This window comes from Amnibacterium sp., from assembly GCF_036559085.1.
Classification (GTDB): domain Bacteria; phylum Actinomycetota; class Actinomycetes; order Actinomycetales; family Microbacteriaceae; genus Amnibacterium.
Window position 1 is genome coordinate 1 of record NZ_DATBTU010000037.1, and the last position, 13,816, is coordinate 13,816.

At 69.1% G+C, this 13,816-nt stretch carries 17 protein-coding genes and 1 tRNA gene; 5 read left to right on the top strand and 13 right to left on the bottom strand.

All coding sequences use genetic code 11. The features are described 5' to 3' along the window. Positions 1-541: 541 nt before the first annotated feature. The 4 genes from VIG76_RS06755 to VIG76_RS06770 form a co-directional block, all read right to left on the bottom strand. The gene (locus VIG76_RS06755) at positions 542-1,795 is read right to left on the bottom strand and encodes a phosphatidylserine decarboxylase family protein (RefSeq protein WP_331952409.1); all 1,254 of its coding nucleotides are present in this window, start codon (positions 1,793-1,795) and stop codon (positions 542-544) included. A gap of 88 nt (positions 1,796-1,883) precedes the next feature. After that, a complete protein-coding gene (locus VIG76_RS06760; RefSeq protein ID WP_331952411.1) occupies positions 1,884-2,087 on the bottom strand; it encodes a hypothetical protein in 204 nt (67 codons plus the stop codon). A 174-nt stretch (positions 2,088-2,261) separates the two neighbouring features. Beyond that, positions 2,262-2,858, bottom strand: coding sequence for a cation efflux transmembrane domain-containing protein (locus VIG76_RS06765; RefSeq protein WP_331952413.1), 597 nt, complete (start codon positions 2,856-2,858; stop codon positions 2,262-2,264). A gap of 119 nt (positions 2,859-2,977) precedes the next feature. Further along, entirely contained in the window at positions 2,978-3,592 is a 615-nt protein-coding gene (locus VIG76_RS06770; RefSeq protein ID WP_331952415.1) for a cation efflux transmembrane domain-containing protein, read from the bottom strand. A gap of 370 nt (positions 3,593-3,962) precedes the next feature. Here VIG76_RS06770 and VIG76_RS06775 point away from each other — a divergent pair, with 370 nt between their 5' ends. Continuing rightward, positions 3,963-5,021 carry a tyrosine-type recombinase/integrase gene (locus tag VIG76_RS06775; RefSeq protein ID WP_331952417.1) on the top strand — a complete coding sequence of 353 codons (1,059 nt, stop codon included), beginning with the start codon at positions 3,963-3,965 and terminating at the stop codon, positions 5,019-5,021. 531 nt (positions 5,022-5,552) lie between these two features. Then, entirely contained in the window at positions 5,553-5,924 is a 372-nt protein-coding gene (locus VIG76_RS06780; RefSeq protein WP_331952419.1) for a hypothetical protein, read from the top strand. A gap of 61 nt (positions 5,925-5,985) precedes the next feature. On the opposite strand, the gene VIG76_RS06785 is transcribed toward VIG76_RS06780, so the two are convergent. Beyond that, on the bottom strand, positions 5,986-6,189 hold the full coding sequence (locus VIG76_RS06785) for a DUF7882 family protein (RefSeq protein ID WP_331952421.1): 204 nt from the start codon (positions 6,187-6,189) through the stop codon (positions 5,986-5,988). 13 nt (positions 6,190-6,202) lie between these two features. Between VIG76_RS06785 and VIG76_RS06790 the strand changes: the two genes are divergently transcribed. Beyond that, positions 6,203-6,544: a hypothetical protein gene (locus VIG76_RS06790; RefSeq protein WP_331952423.1), complete on the top strand. Its 342-nt coding sequence runs from the start codon at positions 6,203-6,205 to the stop codon at positions 6,542-6,544. 217 nt (positions 6,545-6,761) lie between these two features. On the opposite strand, the gene VIG76_RS15235 is transcribed toward VIG76_RS06790, so the two are convergent. The 5 genes from VIG76_RS15235 to VIG76_RS06810 form a co-directional block, all read right to left on the bottom strand. Then, positions 6,762-7,115, bottom strand: coding sequence for a DUF7882 family protein (locus tag VIG76_RS15235; RefSeq protein WP_473964779.1), 354 nt, complete (start codon positions 7,113-7,115; stop codon positions 6,762-6,764). A 688-nt stretch (positions 7,116-7,803) separates the two neighbouring features. Continuing rightward, complete coding sequence (locus tag VIG76_RS06795) at positions 7,804-8,136, bottom strand: DUF7882 family protein (protein ID WP_331952425.1); 333 nt, start codon at positions 8,134-8,136, stop codon at positions 7,804-7,806. A gap of 105 nt (positions 8,137-8,241) precedes the next feature. Beyond that, a complete protein-coding gene (locus VIG76_RS06800; RefSeq protein ID WP_331952427.1) occupies positions 8,242-9,102 on the bottom strand; it encodes a protein kinase domain-containing protein in 861 nt (286 codons plus the stop codon). Positions 9,103-9,230: 128 nt separating this feature from the next. Beyond that, positions 9,231-9,431, bottom strand: coding sequence for a hypothetical protein (locus VIG76_RS06805; RefSeq protein WP_331952429.1), 201 nt, complete (start codon positions 9,429-9,431; stop codon positions 9,231-9,233). A 259-nt stretch (positions 9,432-9,690) separates the two neighbouring features. Continuing rightward, positions 9,691-9,766 (bottom strand) — tRNA-Lys (locus tag VIG76_RS06810). A gap of 60 nt (positions 9,767-9,826) precedes the next feature. On the opposite strand from VIG76_RS06810, the gene bcp reads away from it, so the two are divergent. After that, on the top strand, positions 9,827-10,303 hold the full coding sequence (bcp, locus tag VIG76_RS06815; RefSeq protein WP_331952431.1) for a thioredoxin-dependent thiol peroxidase: 477 nt from the start codon (positions 9,827-9,829) through the stop codon (positions 10,301-10,303). 8 nt (positions 10,304-10,311) lie between these two features. On the opposite strand, the gene VIG76_RS06820 is transcribed toward bcp, so the two are convergent. Beyond that, positions 10,312-10,674, bottom strand: coding sequence for a hypothetical protein (locus VIG76_RS06820; protein WP_331952433.1), 363 nt, complete (start codon positions 10,672-10,674; stop codon positions 10,312-10,314). Positions 10,675-11,023: 349 nt separating this feature from the next. On the opposite strand from VIG76_RS06820, the gene VIG76_RS06825 reads away from it, so the two are divergent. Continuing rightward, on the top strand, positions 11,024-11,272 hold the full coding sequence (locus tag VIG76_RS06825) for a WhiB family transcriptional regulator (protein WP_331952435.1): 249 nt from the start codon (positions 11,024-11,026) through the stop codon (positions 11,270-11,272). A gap of 97 nt (positions 11,273-11,369) precedes the next feature. On the opposite strand, the gene VIG76_RS06830 is transcribed toward VIG76_RS06825, so the two are convergent. Next, positions 11,370-12,869: a sensor histidine kinase gene (locus tag VIG76_RS06830; RefSeq protein ID WP_331952437.1), complete on the bottom strand. Its 1,500-nt coding sequence runs from the start codon at positions 12,867-12,869 to the stop codon at positions 11,370-11,372. Positions 12,870-12,910: 41 nt separating this feature from the next. Beyond that, positions 12,911-13,801, bottom strand: coding sequence for an aminodeoxychorismate lyase (locus VIG76_RS06835; RefSeq protein WP_331952439.1), 891 nt, complete (start codon positions 13,799-13,801; stop codon positions 12,911-12,913). Between the last annotated feature and the right edge of the window lie 15 nt (positions 13,802-13,816).

A 13,816-nucleotide genomic window follows, 5' to 3' on the forward strand; every position in this document is an offset into this window, starting at 1 on the left:
CACGAGACCGCAAAGCCCCGGGCACATCGGATGCGACCAGCCACCCCGGGAAAAGGAGTGGACCAGACGCGAGTTCGAACCAGACTGATGGATGTCTACTGACAATCCGTTCAATCCAAAGGAATCTCAACGACCGAAAAACGGCCGACGAGGTTTATTGGCATTGACAATTGTGCACGCTGTTGAGTTCTCAAGGATCGGCCGCACATCACCCACTGGTCTTCCGACCAGTGGCCTGAGGCTTCCGGTGTCATCCACCTGCCGGCATCTCTCATCGAGATGACCCGCGGGGCCTGACGCGACGCCCTGGGCCGTGGCCCGTTCGTCGTGGTTACCAACCTACAGCATCCCGGGAGCAGTCCCGACCGCCTTCGGCGCCCTTCCCGGTGTCTCGCGACGCCGTTCGGGGCTCATGAATAGTACACACACGAGCGGGCGGTGAGTGCACCTTCGGCCCCTTCGTCGGACGCCCGGGCGTGTCCTGCTCGCTTCGGCAGGCGCCCGGCGGCCGGTCGGATGGAGAGGCTCCTGCGGGATCGGTTCAGCTCCTGGCGACGGCCAGCCGCGTGTTGACCTGCTTCACCGGCGGCACGGCGGCGTGTGGGCGAGGGACCGCGTCGAGGGCGAAGTCGACGACCGCTCCGGGCCGGAGCACGAGGCAGTAGGTGGAGCCGCCGAACTGGAAGTGCCCCAGGTCCTCCCCCTTCGTGAGGTGGTACCCCGCCTCGACCGCCGGGGCGATGACGCAGGACGAGACCTCCACCATGCCGATCTGGACCACGGCCACGAGTCCGATCGCGGGATCGTCCGCCTCGATCAGGATGATCGCGCGAGCCGCCACATGCGCGAGGTAGGACTGCGAGTTCATCGGCTCCGTCGCCTCTGCGCCCTCGGAGTCCGCCTCGGAGTAGTAGGTGCCCTCGACGAGGTACGCCCGCATGACGGTTCCCGCGACCGGGCTGTGCCAGCGGTGGTAGTTGTTCGCGCTGAGGAAGGCCTGGTACACCGTGCCGCCGACGAAGGCGTCGACCGCCTCGTCGTGGGCGAGCATGTCCTCGAGCGAGTACGGCTGGCTCTTGATCCAGAAGGTGTCCTGCCGCGCCACGTCGGTGGTGAGGGCGTAGGGAACGGATTCGCAGACGTTCACGATCACCGCGTCGTCGTCGGGGTCCGCGACGGGGCGGGCGCCCTCGCGGAGGCGCCGGGTGAAGAAGTCGTTCCACGACGCGAAGCCCCAGTGCTCCGCCGTCGGGTCGTGCTCGAACTGATCCATCCCCAGCGTCGCCTGCGCCTGCTCCGACAGCCACCCGCGCTCGGAGTCGTTCAGCACGTAGCGGGAGTCCGGGCTGTCGAGGAAGTCGCACCAGGCGGTGAGCAGCTCTTTCAGCGCGGCGTTGACCCGGGGGTCGCGGAAGAAGGCGAAGCCCGCGGTCGTGCCGCTCGCCCAGTCGAGCATCGCGCCGAGCGGGGTGGCCGCCATCGACTCGCCGAACTCGGGCGCCAGGGTGAGCACCTCGTTGATCATCCGCAGCAGCTCGTCCCACGACTCGATCGGGCGCTCGGCGTACTGCTTCCCCTTCGGCGCCTCGACGATCATCCGGTTCGCGTACATCCGCAGCACGGGATCGCTCTCGACGAGGTCGCGGAGCCGGGCGGTGGCCGGATGGAGCACGATCTGCTCGCGGCGCGCGGCGACCTGCTGCCGGTGCCGCGTGAGCCAGGACTCGAGGTCCTGCTGGGCGGGCAGCCAGCCCGCCGCCCGACGCACGTCCACGTTCACCTGCTGGCTCGCCATGTCGGGCACGGTAGCCCGGCCGCATGCGAGAAACCGGAGGCCGGGTCGCGAGCACGATCACCACCGGTCGGACGTCGCGATGAGCGGCCTACGAGGGAGGGATGAGCGCGCCGGCACCGAGGCAGACGACCGCGCTGATGCAGCCGACGGCGGCCCACAGCGATACCGACGCCATGGCCTGCTCACCGCGCTGCGTCCAGGGGTGCAGGTGGATGGACGTGATCCCGACGACGAATCCCACGAACGCGAGCGCTGCCGTCACGACGAGAAGAAGACTGAGCTGCTCCGGCACCACTGACCTCGCCTCGCATCGATCCGCTTCGAGCGCAGGCCGCTCGGAGGCAGCCGAGGTCCGGGGCCGCACCAGGACGGTAGATCGGGATGCTGAGGGCGGCGTGCGAACGCCACGACGGCTCCTCCGCTCCCCCACGTCGGACTCGAGCCCGGGCCGCACCGGCGGCCGGCATCAGCCCCTGAGGATGTGCGCGGCTTCCCGGACGGCGTAGAAGACGACGACGAGCGCGGCGAGCGGATCCGCCCACCACCAGCCGAGCGTCGCGTCGAGCACGAGGCCGATGAGCACCGCCACGGCGAGGACCCCGTCGATGACGGTCACGCGGCCCTCGGAGACGAGCACCGGGTTGCCGAGTTCCTTCCCGGTCGCGGTCTTCCCGGCCGCGAGCAGGAACATCACGACCGCGGTGATCCCGGTCCACAGGATGCCCGCCGGCCCGTCGGCCGGGTGCTCCTGCGCGAGCAGAGCGACGGCCGATTGGATGGTCAGGTAGACGGCGAGGGCGAGGAACGCGACGGCGATGAGCCGCAGGGCACGGGCCTGGCGCGCTTCACCTGCGCCGGAGAGCTCCCAGATCACCACGATGCTGGCACCGATCTCGATCAGGCTGTCGAGCCCGAACCCGAGGATCGCCACCGAACCCGTCCGGATCGCGATCACGGCCAGCACGACCACGCCGACGACGTTCCAGGCGAGGGTCGCGGCCTCGAGCGCGAACCCGCGACGTCGCAGCGCGGTGCTGCGAACCGCGGGAAGGGCGCCGGTCATCGTGTGACGGGTGTGACCATGACGGCTTCGCTCACCCGAAGATCATCGCAGCGCCCGGACGGGCGTCGCCTCAGCCCCTCATCGAACGGTGTCGGGCGTCGGGCGGGCCCGAACGCGCATCAATCCGGACCGACCTGGACGACGGTGCCGGTCCGAAGCGCGCGGACGACGTCGACGAGGAGGCGGATGGCACCGACGATCACGACCAGCGCGATGACGGCGCCGACCGCGGGATCGAGCCAGTACAGCCCTTGGGCCAGCGCGATGACCGCACCGGCGACGGCGACCGCGCCGGCCGCGACGCTGTCGGATGCGGTGTCGAGCAGCACCGAGCGCATGTGCAGGTCCTCACCGCCCGCATCCGTCCCGATCACGAGCACGCCGACACCGAGCACCACGGCCGTCACGACCCCGCCGATCAGGATCGGGAGCCCCGGCACCTCCGGCGTTCCGTGGAGCAGGCGGGTGGCCGCCTCGACGAGCACGCCGGCGGACGCGACCAGCAGAACGACGACGTTCACGAGCGCGACCACGTTCGTCGCGCCGGCTCTCCCGTGCCGGTCACGCAGGTGGACCGCGAGCAGCCCGAGCGCGAGCGCGAAGGCGTCGCCGACGCAGTCGGCCGCCGTCGCCAGCAAGGAGACCGAGCCCACAGCGAGACCGGCGATCGCGAGGCCGACGACGAGCGCGAGGTTCAGCGCGAGCACGATCGAGAGGCGCCGAGCCTGGCTCATCCGCATCCACCGATGACCGGAGCACCCTGGGGCCGCGCGACGATCAGGCGTGGCGGAGGTGGCTCCACACCCTGCGAGATGGCGCCCCGATCAGGCGCTGCAGTACACCCCCCGGGACTTGAACCCGGAACCCACTGATCGGGAAAACTGTCATTTCTGGCGGCTCCGATAATCGACAGATTACCTGGTCAACGGCACTTCTTGCAACTTGACCCGAAGTCGACAGAGGCCTGTTTCAGGGGAGTTTTCGGTGACTAAGTTGTGACCTGTGGGACGCCCCGAACTCGCATTAGGCACGCACGGGCACATCGATGCCTGGCGTGAGAACGGTCGCTGGAAGGCCCGCACCCGATTCAGGGATTACGACGGCGTGAGCCGGCAGGTCCTGCGGACGGGCCCCACGAGGCAAGCTGCCGAGCAGAGCCTGCAGCGGGCGCTGCAGACGAGAGGCCTCCCGGCCGGGGCCGGGCTGATCACGCCTGAGACGAAGATCGAGGCGCTTGCGAAGCTCTGGTACGAGCAGCTCGACGACCTCAGCCCCTCGACGATGGAGGCTTACAAGACCCGCTTGCGACGGAACGTCCTGCCGGCCTTCGGCAACGTCCGCATCCGTGAGGTGAGCGTAGGGCTGGTCGACCGGCACCTGATGGCCGTGCGACGCAACCACGGTCCGTCGGCAGCTCGCCAGACCCGCAACGTGCTGTCCGGCATGTTCCGGCTCGCCGCCCGCCATGACGCCATGCGGTCGAACCCGTGCCGCGACGTCGCAAGGATCCCCTCGAGACCGCTCCACCAGCCCCGCTCGCTCGAGGCGGATGAGATCCGATCCCTGCTGGCCGGATTGCGGCAGAGCGAGTGGGCGAACGCGTACGACCTTCCCGATCTCGTCTCGTTCCTCGCTGCCACGGGAGCCCGGATCGGCGAGGCGTGCGCGATCGCTTGGGAGGACGTCGACTTCGAGGCGGCGACGGTGCACCTCCACGGCACGGTGCTCCGGCTCCCGGGAGAGGGCCTCATCATCAGCCGGCCGAAGTCGCCGTCCAGCAATCGCATCATCGAAATCCCGTCCTGGTGCGTGCGGATGCTTCGAGAGCGGCGCAAGCGGGCTCTTGGAGACCTTCGCGAGTTGCAGTCCTCGATCCACGCCGTCTTCCCCGCTCCGCGAGGCAAGGATCTTCGCGATCCCTCGAACACGCGCATGGCGATGAGGACCGCCTTCCGCCAACTCGGGGTCCTCGAGGTGACGAGCCACACCTTTCGGAAATCCGTGGCGACGCTCATGGACCAAGCCGGCAAGAGCGCGCGCGACGCGGCGGACCAACTGGGGCATGCTCACCCGTCACTGACGCTCGACGTCTACATGGGTCGGAAGAAGCGCTCGACGGGGGCGGCGGCAGTTCTGGAGCAGCTCGATTCGGGCTCCGCCTAATCGAATTTCGCTGCTTCAAGACCCGTCGTTACCCCCGTCGTTGAGCGCGACGGGTCTGACGACGGGGGTTGGGGCGTCTTGCCCTGTCCTGGTCTGCCTCCTCAGCTGACGCTGCTCCCGAACCACCCTCACTCTGCGTTCCTTGAGAGAGGGTGGTTCGGGAGTGCAGGAGGCAGTCCAGGACAGGGCAACTCAACGAGGAAAGGGACGAAGCAAGAAGCAAGAAGCAAGAAGCAAGAAGCAAGAAGCGAGAAGCAAGAAGCGAGGAGCGAAGACCAAAAGAACGGGCGGGGGAACGGGCGCGACAGAGGACGGTACGGATTCCGTGCAGAAGGGGATTGCGACAGGTTGAAGACGCGATCATCAGTTGAGGCAGATAGCGGTATTCGAGAGGGAGACGGAGGACACGAGAGGGCTGGGGTTCGTTTGGGCGCCGTCTGTTCGATCGAAGGAACAGCGTCGCTGTCCTCGCCCGGCAAGCGATCGGCGCGCACTCGGCGTGCTATCAGCGGTGTTGGGGACCATCGCTAGATGAGTCGCTTCAAGCGGGTGTCGATGGCGGGCGCGGATGTCGCCGTCACGGATCGGGAACTCGCCCTGCTCGTGCTCGAATACGCCAAGGAACTCGGGCGAGCGGGGACGACGGACACGGTGACGCTGCCTGTTGCTCGTAACGGACACGCTGAGGAAGCGAGTCTGCTGCTTGGTCCGGCGAGTCAAATCGCGGTCCTGGACAACGACGACGCGACCCTCGAGCCCGTCGACCTGCCCCAGGTCGATGCTGCGGTCGACGATCTCCGCCGACGACTGGACGTGTTGGTCAGGCGTGACCGTTACGTGCCGGCGACTGGCGGCGACGATGGATCGCCGTCCTTCCCCGATTTCGACAGCTTCGAATACTGAGCAGTTTCTCGCGGGAGTCGGGGCGGGTCGCTGCCGGCGCTGGTGTGCCGTGGAATGCCGGTCAGGGCGCTGGCAGCAGCTGTCGCGAGACGAACAGGCCACCCGCGCTGCTGGCGGATTGCAGCAGGTGCTCGATCCGCTCGCGATTGATGTGATGGTCGTCCCCCATCGCGAATTCCCAGAATATCGGAACACCGCCGCCGATCCAGATCCCGCGGAGGACCGCGGTGGATGCGAGCGCTCTGGTCAGGGTCCTCGACGGCACGTAGGCTGCCTCGATGCGGCGGGTCGTGATCGCGGGGGCGCCCTTCGCCCTGGGTGATGAGGTCGCGGCGATGCTCATTCGCTACAGCGATGCGCTCGCGCGGCGCGGGAGAAGCGACGCGGTCACCGTACTGGCCGTCGGCGGCATGCAAGTCGCAATGCCGACCACGGTGGTAGTCGGAGCCGGGCGGGAAGCCGAAGTCCAGCCGGGCGCGCTCGCCGGCCCCGACCCGAGCGACGCGATCGCACTCGGATACATGCGGTGCCGAATCGAGGACCAGACCCTTCCGCCAAGCTTCTCGTATCGGGACGTCATCAGCCGCTCACGCCGCGGAGACGCACTCCCCTGCGACTGACCGTGAACGGCGGCGCGTCCGCGCTCAGCATCGACTCCCGGAGCTCGTCGAGTCGCGCTGGCATCGACGTCGCTTAGCTAGCACCGCCGGGCCGCTACCGAGTTGGGCCGTGCAGAGACTGACCAAACGGGAGGCGGGCGTGGTCGCAGCTGAGGAGGTGGCCTCCTACGTACCGGAGGGCAGACCACCAGCCCGCGCGAGTTCCTCGCGCTCGTGCTCAGGGTGTCGAGCCAAGCCTGGATGATCGACGGGAGCCCGGACCCGCGAACGTGAAGTAGAGGTCACTATCCGGATGCAGGCAGGCCGAGCAGCGGCCATTGCCGGCCGCCAGCGGGCCGAGCCGGGAAATCGTGAAGCTCTCCTTCCGGGGTATCCACTGGACGGTCATGATCTGCGCATGGCTCAGCAGACGAATCTCGAAGTCGACGCGCGCCGTCGAAGCGGAGCCACCCCATCGCACGCCTCCAGCCTGTGTCGGCCGTCGGCCTGCTCCGTCGTGGACGTGACCCGCACGACTACAGGCGCGACCGCACGTATCTGACGGCGCTGCCGTTCTCTTCCTGCGGAGCACCGATGTGCTCGGTCTCGGCGAGCATCACCGTGCCCGTTCGGTCGGAAGGTCACGGTGACCGGCTGCTCCGGCTGCTCCGGCTGTTGCTGAGCCGGTACCGCCACCTCGGCGCGCTCCAGGTCCTCGACGACAGCCCTCAAGGATCCACCACCCCGGTCGTCGGCCATGCGCGCAAAGTGGGCGCCGAGCCAGTAAGCGGGACCTCCCTCAGTAACCACACCGCTCGATGCCTTCGGCCGCGTGCGTCGAAGCCGTCGTTTGTGAGGCGTGCACGGTCCTGACCGTGCACTGCCAACTGCCCGTGCGCGCGCCGCCGACCCACCGTCGGTATTGACGCAGTGGCGTCCATGCCGGATCCTGCGCTTAGGTCTGGCGCTACGGCGGGGCACGAAGACGAACCGCGGCACGCGGTGCAAGCGCCCGAACTTCTGGATCGAGTAGCGAGGCGCACAACCTCGAGTCAGTAGGTCCTCGTGACCGCCCTCATCCCGATCCCCGATGAGCAGGAGCCCCTCTCCTACAGCGCCCGTACCTGTCCGAGGTGCGATGCGCTGATGCGACCCGAGCGGCATGACGGCCGCCGCGTATGGACCTGCCCCGACTGCGCCCGACGGGCTCGATGATCGGCCACTGTTAAGCCAGCCGCGGAGTCGCACCGCCGAGATGTCCGTGGCCACGGTGTTGCGACTTATCCATGGTGGCGGCGGAAGGCTCCCGCCTTGATCAGCTTCCCCTCGTGGTCGGTCACGATCAGGCCGGTGGAGCTGTCGGCTGAGGCGGTCAACACCTTGATCCACTCCACGTCGATCGTCGGGACTCGCGTTCCGGCGAACCTGAAGAAGACGGGCTGGTTCGGCGTCATCCAAATCGCACTGCGACCGCTCCCGACGGCGGGGCTCTCGAGCCAGGACACGACGAGGCTCTCGCCTCGTCGGAAGCGGGTGACGATCACGATCTCCAAGTGAGCGAGCGTGCGGTCGTCGAACTCCACTTCGACGCCACCGTGAATGAGCAGCCCCATGGCGGCCTTCCTGGACTCCACCCGGATGGCAGCAGCAAAGATGCCGATGAGGTCGTGTCGCGACCGTAGCCCTGGGGAAGGGCATCGGTCAGGAATCGCGCAAGGTCACAGCCTTTCGTTCCCGAACGCCGCGCGGCGCGCAGCGCGGCGGATCTCCATCTCGTGCACGGCCATCGCGCCCAAGTCGTGCAGGGTGTCGATCTCTGCCTGCGACATCCGGCGCGGTTCCGCGTCCGCGATCGCGAGGTTGCCGAGCGTGTGTCCGTCCGGCGTCCTGAGCGGGACGCCCGCGTAGAAGCGGAACGCAGAGGCGCTGGTCCCGGAGCCGCCCGAGACGCGGGGATCGTTCGCGGCGTCCTCGACGATGAGCGTGTCTTCGTGCAGCCCACCGCTCCCACCCAGGCCGCGGGCCCGTTCGATCTCCTCGACCTCGATCCCCTGCCGGGACTTGAGCCAGACCCGGGCTTCGTCGACGACGGTGATGACCGCGACCGACACGTCGAAGACTCGCGTCGCGAACGCGGTGATTCGATCGAACTCGGCGTCCGGTTCGGTGCCGATCAGGTCATAGTCGCGCACGGCCGCGAGGCGCTCCGCCTCCGGATCCGCTCGCCGCGGCGCCTCGCCGCCGAGCTCACGGATCAGCCACTCGCGAAGAGCTTGCGCGGCGGCCTCCGCTGTCGGCCGATGAGCGGGCTCTCGGGCGGTCATCGACCGCAGGAGGTGGGCGATTTCCGCGGGCAGGTGCGGCGGGATCTCGGGGTCCCCCTCGAGCCGAGCGAGTGCGGAGTCGAGGACGCCGCCGGGATACGCGGGGCGCCCTGTGCAGGCTTCCAGCAGGACCAGTCCCGTCGAGTAGATGTCGGTCTCCGGTCCGAGTGCTCGGCCTTCGACCTGCTCGGGACTGAGGTAGGCGGCCGTGCCCGTGGTCCCCACGCTGGACTCTTCCGATACGCCGTGCAGCATCGCGATCCAGAAGTCGGTCTCCGCGTTCAGCGCCAGCGGCCGTGCGGATGCGATCCGGACCGAGGTCGCGGCTCACTCTCCCGCGGCGAGCCGCGCGCAGCGGCGGCTCTAGGAGCGACTTCAGGTCGTCACACGGGCTGGATGTGCATCGTGCCGGCGAAGCACAGCACCGCACAGACGCAGAGCACGCCAGCCCCCATCGTCACCTCGGCGCAAACCTCCGCCATCGACCCGACGGGATGTCGCCGAAAGTGGACCAGGCCGAGGCCGAAGAGGACGACCGCCACGAAGGCAGTGACCATACTGATGAGGCCGAGCTGCACCTGCATTGCCCTCGCCCCGCTTCGCATCAACTCCCTGACGGCATCCCGTCGTGCGGCGACGGCCGTCTCTAGCGGACGCTAGATCGCGACTCTGGGATCGACCAGCAGGTCCGCAGAGGGGCGCTCGAGGCCTCACAGCAGGCCAGGAGGCCGCGCTCCGCCGCGACGCGACGACACGCCGACCGAGTAAACGGTGACTAAGTGGTGACCAGTCCCGAAACAGGCCTCGTGTCGGAACGACAAAAGCCTGGTCAGGTCCTTCTCTTGGTACACCCCCCGGGACTTGAACCCGGAACCCACTGATTAAGAGTCAGTTGCTCTGCCAATTGAGCTAGAGGTGCGCATCCGGCCCGCCTCAGCGGACCGAGCGTCAAGATTAGCATGGCGGTGGAGGACGCCCCATGACCACTGCCACCCGTCTCGAGGCCGGCGCGCCGGCCCCCGAGTTCTCGCTTCCCGACTCCGCGGGCACCACGCGGTCGCTCGCGGACTACCGCGGCCGCAAGGTCGTCCTGTACTTCTACCCGGCGGCGATGACGCCCGGCTGCACCACCGAGGCGTGCGACTTCCGCGACAACCTCAACTCGCTGCAGGCGGCCGGGTACCAGGTGCTCGGCGTGTCCAAGGACGAGCCGGCGGCGAACGCGGAGTTCGCCGAGCAGGAGAACCTGAACTTCCCGCTGCTCTCCGACCAGGACCTCGCGGTGCACCAGGCCTACGGCGCGTACGGCGAGAAGTCGATGTACGGCAAGAAGGTCACCGGCGTGATCCGGTCCACGTTCGTGCTCGACGAGGACGGCCGCGTACAGCTGCCCCTCTACAACGTCAAGGCGTCCGGCCACGTCGCGAGCCTCCGGAAGAAGCTCGGCATCGACTGACGCCGGTCTCAGCCGCGGCGCATGGCCGCCGACACGCTCGGCGTGAACAGCAGAACGAGCGCGACCAGCGCGGGGAGCACGAGCAGCGCCGCGAGGTCGTAGCGGCCGCCGGGACCCTGCGTCGCGTCGAAGCCGACGAGCATCTGCACGAGCTGCCACACGACGGCGGCGGGCCTGGTCCATTTCGCCGCGCGCAGCACGCCGCGCGCGGTGAGCAGCAGCCCGATCGCGATGACCGCCGCCGTGATCGCGAGCGCTACACCACCGCCGACCGAGTTCGCATCGCTCGTCGCGGCGAGCGTGCCGACCAGCAGGACCACGGCGGCGACCAGCAGGCCGGCCGCCTCGGCAGCGAGGATCACCGCGACCACGACCAACGGAATCCGTCGTCGGGGCTTCGGATCCAGTTGTTCAGAGGGCGTTCGGACACCGTTCCCGCGTCCAACACTCACAGGGACATCCAATCACGGCACCCTTGATACCCAGGTAGGCCGTGTGTCACCATGTTTCCGGTCGGTTTCGGTGCCCCCACTGTCGTGGGCACGCGGTGACACCGAAGGTCGACGGTCGCCCGTCCCCTTCACGCTGTTCTGCTCCGGTGGAGACATCCTCCCGCAGGTCACCCGAATGAACGCCGAACGACCTCGAGCCCCCTCGGGCCCGCATGCGGTGCGCCGCTGTGTCCGGGATACGCCTACCCCCACGAAGGAGCGCCCACGCATGGATTGGCGTGATCGAGCGGCCTGCCTCACCGCTGACCCGGAGCTGTTCTTCCCGATCGGCAACACGGGCCCGGCGGTCGACCAGATCGAACGCGCCAAGACCGTCTGCGGTCGCTGCACCGTCACCGAGTCCTGCCTCCAGTACGCCCTCGAGACCAGCCAGGACTCGGGTGTCTGGGGTGGCCTCAGCGAGGACGAGCGCCGTGCGCTGAAGCGCCGCGCCGCTCGCGCTCGCCGCACCGCCTAGCCGCTGCCCTCAGGCGGGCGCCGCCCTTCGGGGCGCGCCCGCCGCCCCGGCGGGACGCCCGACGTCTCGCGACCGGCCGCTCGCACCGCACCGTCTTCTAGGTGCGCTCCTTGTGGAACCGGAACGGCACCGCGATCGTCACCTCGGTGCCGCGGCCCGACATGGTGTGCCAGTCGATGATGCCGCCGAGCTCGCCCTCGATCAGGGTGCGGACGATCTGCGTGCCGAGCCCGCTGCCGACCTTGCCCTCGGGCAGGCCGACGCCGTTGTCCCGGACGCTGACGGTCAGGCCCTCGTCCGACCGGTGCGCGGTGATGACGACGTTGCCCTCGCGCTCGGCGAGCCCGTGCTCGACCGCGTTGGTCACGAGCTCGGTCAGCGCGAGCGACAGGGGCGTCGCGTAGTCGCTCGGCAGGATGCCGAACGCGCCCCGCTTCATCGGATGCACGCGGGTGCCGTGCGACGACGCGACCTCCGCGATGAGCATGAGCACGCGGTCGAAGACCTCGTCGAAGTCGACGCTCTGCGCCAGCCCGTGCGACAGCGTGTCGTGCACGACCGCGATCGCCGACACCCGCCGCGTGGCCTGGGTGAGCGAGTCGCGCGCCTCGTCGGAGTTCGAGCGGCGCGCCTGGATCCGCAGCAGCGACGCGACCGTCTGCAGGTTGTTCTTCACCCGGTGGTGGATCTCGCGGATCGTCGCGTCCTTGGTGATGAGCTCCTGCTCCTGGTGGCGCAGCTCCGTGACCTCGCGGCAGAGCACGATCGCGCCCACGCGCTGGCCCTCGTTGAACACCGGGATGGCGCGGAGGGAGACGGTGACGCCCTTCGCCTCGATCTCGCTGCGCCACGGCGCCTTGCCGGTCACGACGACCGGCAGCGTCTCGTCGACGGCGAAGCGCTCCGGCAGCAGGTCGGTGACGACCTGGGCGAGGGACTCCCCCTCGAGCTCCCCGGAGAATCCGATCCGGTTGAACGCCGAGAGCGCGTTCGGGCTGGCGAAGATCGTGACGCCGTCGACGTCGAGGCGGATGAGCCCGTCCGAAGCGCGGGGTGCACCGCGCCGGGGGCCGGTCGGCGCGGTGAGCTGCGGGAAGTCGCCGGAGGCGATCATCCGGAACAGGTCGTTCGCGCAGTCGTTGAACGTGAGCTCCTGGCGGCTCGGCATCCGCGCTTCGGAGAGGTTCGTGTGCCGGGTGAGCACCGCGATCGGGCCGATGACCTGCTGCTGCGCCGCCGACGGCGAGGTGCGGCGGAAGACCGGTACCGCGCGCACCCGCGTGGGCGTCTCCTCGAACCAGTCGGGGGCGGAGGAGTCGAGGATCTCGCCGCGCTCGAACGAGTCGGTGACGAGGCGTCGCCAGTCCGGCTTGACCGGCTGCCCGACGAAGTCGCGGTAGAAGAGGGTCGCCGCGCTCGACGGCCGCGCGTGCGCGACGGCGACGAAGCCGTCGGCGGACGGGGTCCACAGCACGATGTCCGCGAACGCGAGATCGGCGAGCAGCTGCAGGTCGTTCAGCAACGCGTGCAGCCAGTTGAGGTCGTCGGCCGAGGACTGCGACGAGTGCGCAGTGACGAGTTCGCTCATGGTCGGCACCGCCCGATTCTACGAGCGGGCCGGCGCGGCGGCCGGACCGATCAGTCGCGGCGGCCGACGAGGAAGGCGTTCAGGTCCGCGGTGAACGCGGCGTCGACCGACTTCGGCACCCCGTCGACCGCGCGGATCGGGGCTGCATGACGGACGCTCGAGAGCAGCCAGAGGGCGTCGGCGTCCTCCAGCGCGTCGCGGGTGAGCACCTCGTACGAGGTGGTGAGGCCGCGGCTGCGGGCGAAGCTGAAGGCGTCCGCCTGCGTCGTGCCGGCGAGGATGCCGAGGCTGGTCGCGGGCGTCGTCAGGCGGTCGCCACGCTTCAGCACGAGGTTCGCGGTGGGGCCCTCGAGCAGGAAGCCGTCCGAGCTGACGAACAGCACGTCGTCGGAACCCCGCCGATGGGCTTCGCGGACCGCGGCCCGGTTGACCGCGTAGGAGAGCGTCTTCGCACCCTGCAGGAGCCAGGGCGCGGTGCTCACCACGTCGTGCGCGTAGCCGCGGTCGAGCACGGTGACCCGGATGCCGTCGCGCCGCGTGGCGGCGTGGTCGGGCGAGGCCTCCGCGAAGACCCAGCCGGTGGGACGGTCCTGCCCCTCGACGCCGCGCGTGTACACGAGCTTCGCGAAGGCCTCCGGCACGTCGCGGAGCTGCTCGGCGAGGGCGTAGACCGTCTCGCGCCAGGCGTCGAGATCGGGTTCCGGCATCTCGAGCATCGCCGCCGATCGAGCGAGCCGGCCGAGGTGCGGCTCGGTGGCCTGGGCGCGACCGCTGCCGATGCTGATGGTCTCGAAGACGCCGTCGCCGCGCGTGACTCCGAGGTCGAGGGCATTCAGCACGGGATGGTCGACGTCCGCCATCCGGAAGACCGGCCCGGTCGGGGCTGCGCCCGGGGTATCGCGCGACGGTGCGGTCAGGACGGCGAGCAGACGGGGTGGCACCGCTCCATTCTGGCG

Excerpts from the sequence above, each read along its gene's own strand:
- VIG76_RS06805 (WP_331952429.1), bottom strand. The coding sequence starts at position 9,431 with ATGCAGGTGCAGCTCGGCCTCATCAGTATGGTCACTGCCTTCGTGGCG.
- bcp (WP_331952431.1), top strand. The coding sequence starts at position 9,827 with ATGACCACTGCCACCCGTCTCGAGGCCGGCGCGCCGGCCCCCGAGTTC.
- VIG76_RS06770 (WP_331952415.1), bottom strand. The coding sequence starts at position 3,592 with ATGAGCCAGGCTCGGCGCCTCTCGATCGTGCTCGCGCTGAACCTCGCG.
- VIG76_RS06825 (WP_331952435.1), top strand. The coding sequence starts at position 11,024 with ATGGATTGGCGTGATCGAGCGGCCTGCCTCACCGCTGACCCGGAGCTG.
- VIG76_RS06755 (WP_331952409.1), bottom strand. The coding sequence starts at position 1,795 with ATGGCGAGCCAGCAGGTGAACGTGGACGTGCGTCGGGCGGCGGGCTGG.
- VIG76_RS06765 (WP_331952413.1), bottom strand. The coding sequence starts at position 2,858 with ATGACCGGCGCCCTTCCCGCGGTTCGCAGCACCGCGCTGCGACGTCGC.
- VIG76_RS06780 (WP_331952419.1), top strand. The coding sequence starts at position 5,553 with ATGAGTCGCTTCAAGCGGGTGTCGATGGCGGGCGCGGATGTCGCCGTC.
- VIG76_RS06795 (WP_331952425.1), bottom strand. The coding sequence starts at position 8,136 with ATGGGGCTGCTCATTCACGGTGGCGTCGAAGTGGAGTTCGACGACCGC.
- VIG76_RS06800 (WP_331952427.1), bottom strand. The coding sequence starts at position 9,102 with ATGCTGCACGGCGTATCGGAAGAGTCCAGCGTGGGGACCACGGGCACG.
- VIG76_RS06790 (WP_331952423.1), top strand. The coding sequence starts at position 6,203 with ATGCGGCGGGTCGTGATCGCGGGGGCGCCCTTCGCCCTGGGTGATGAG.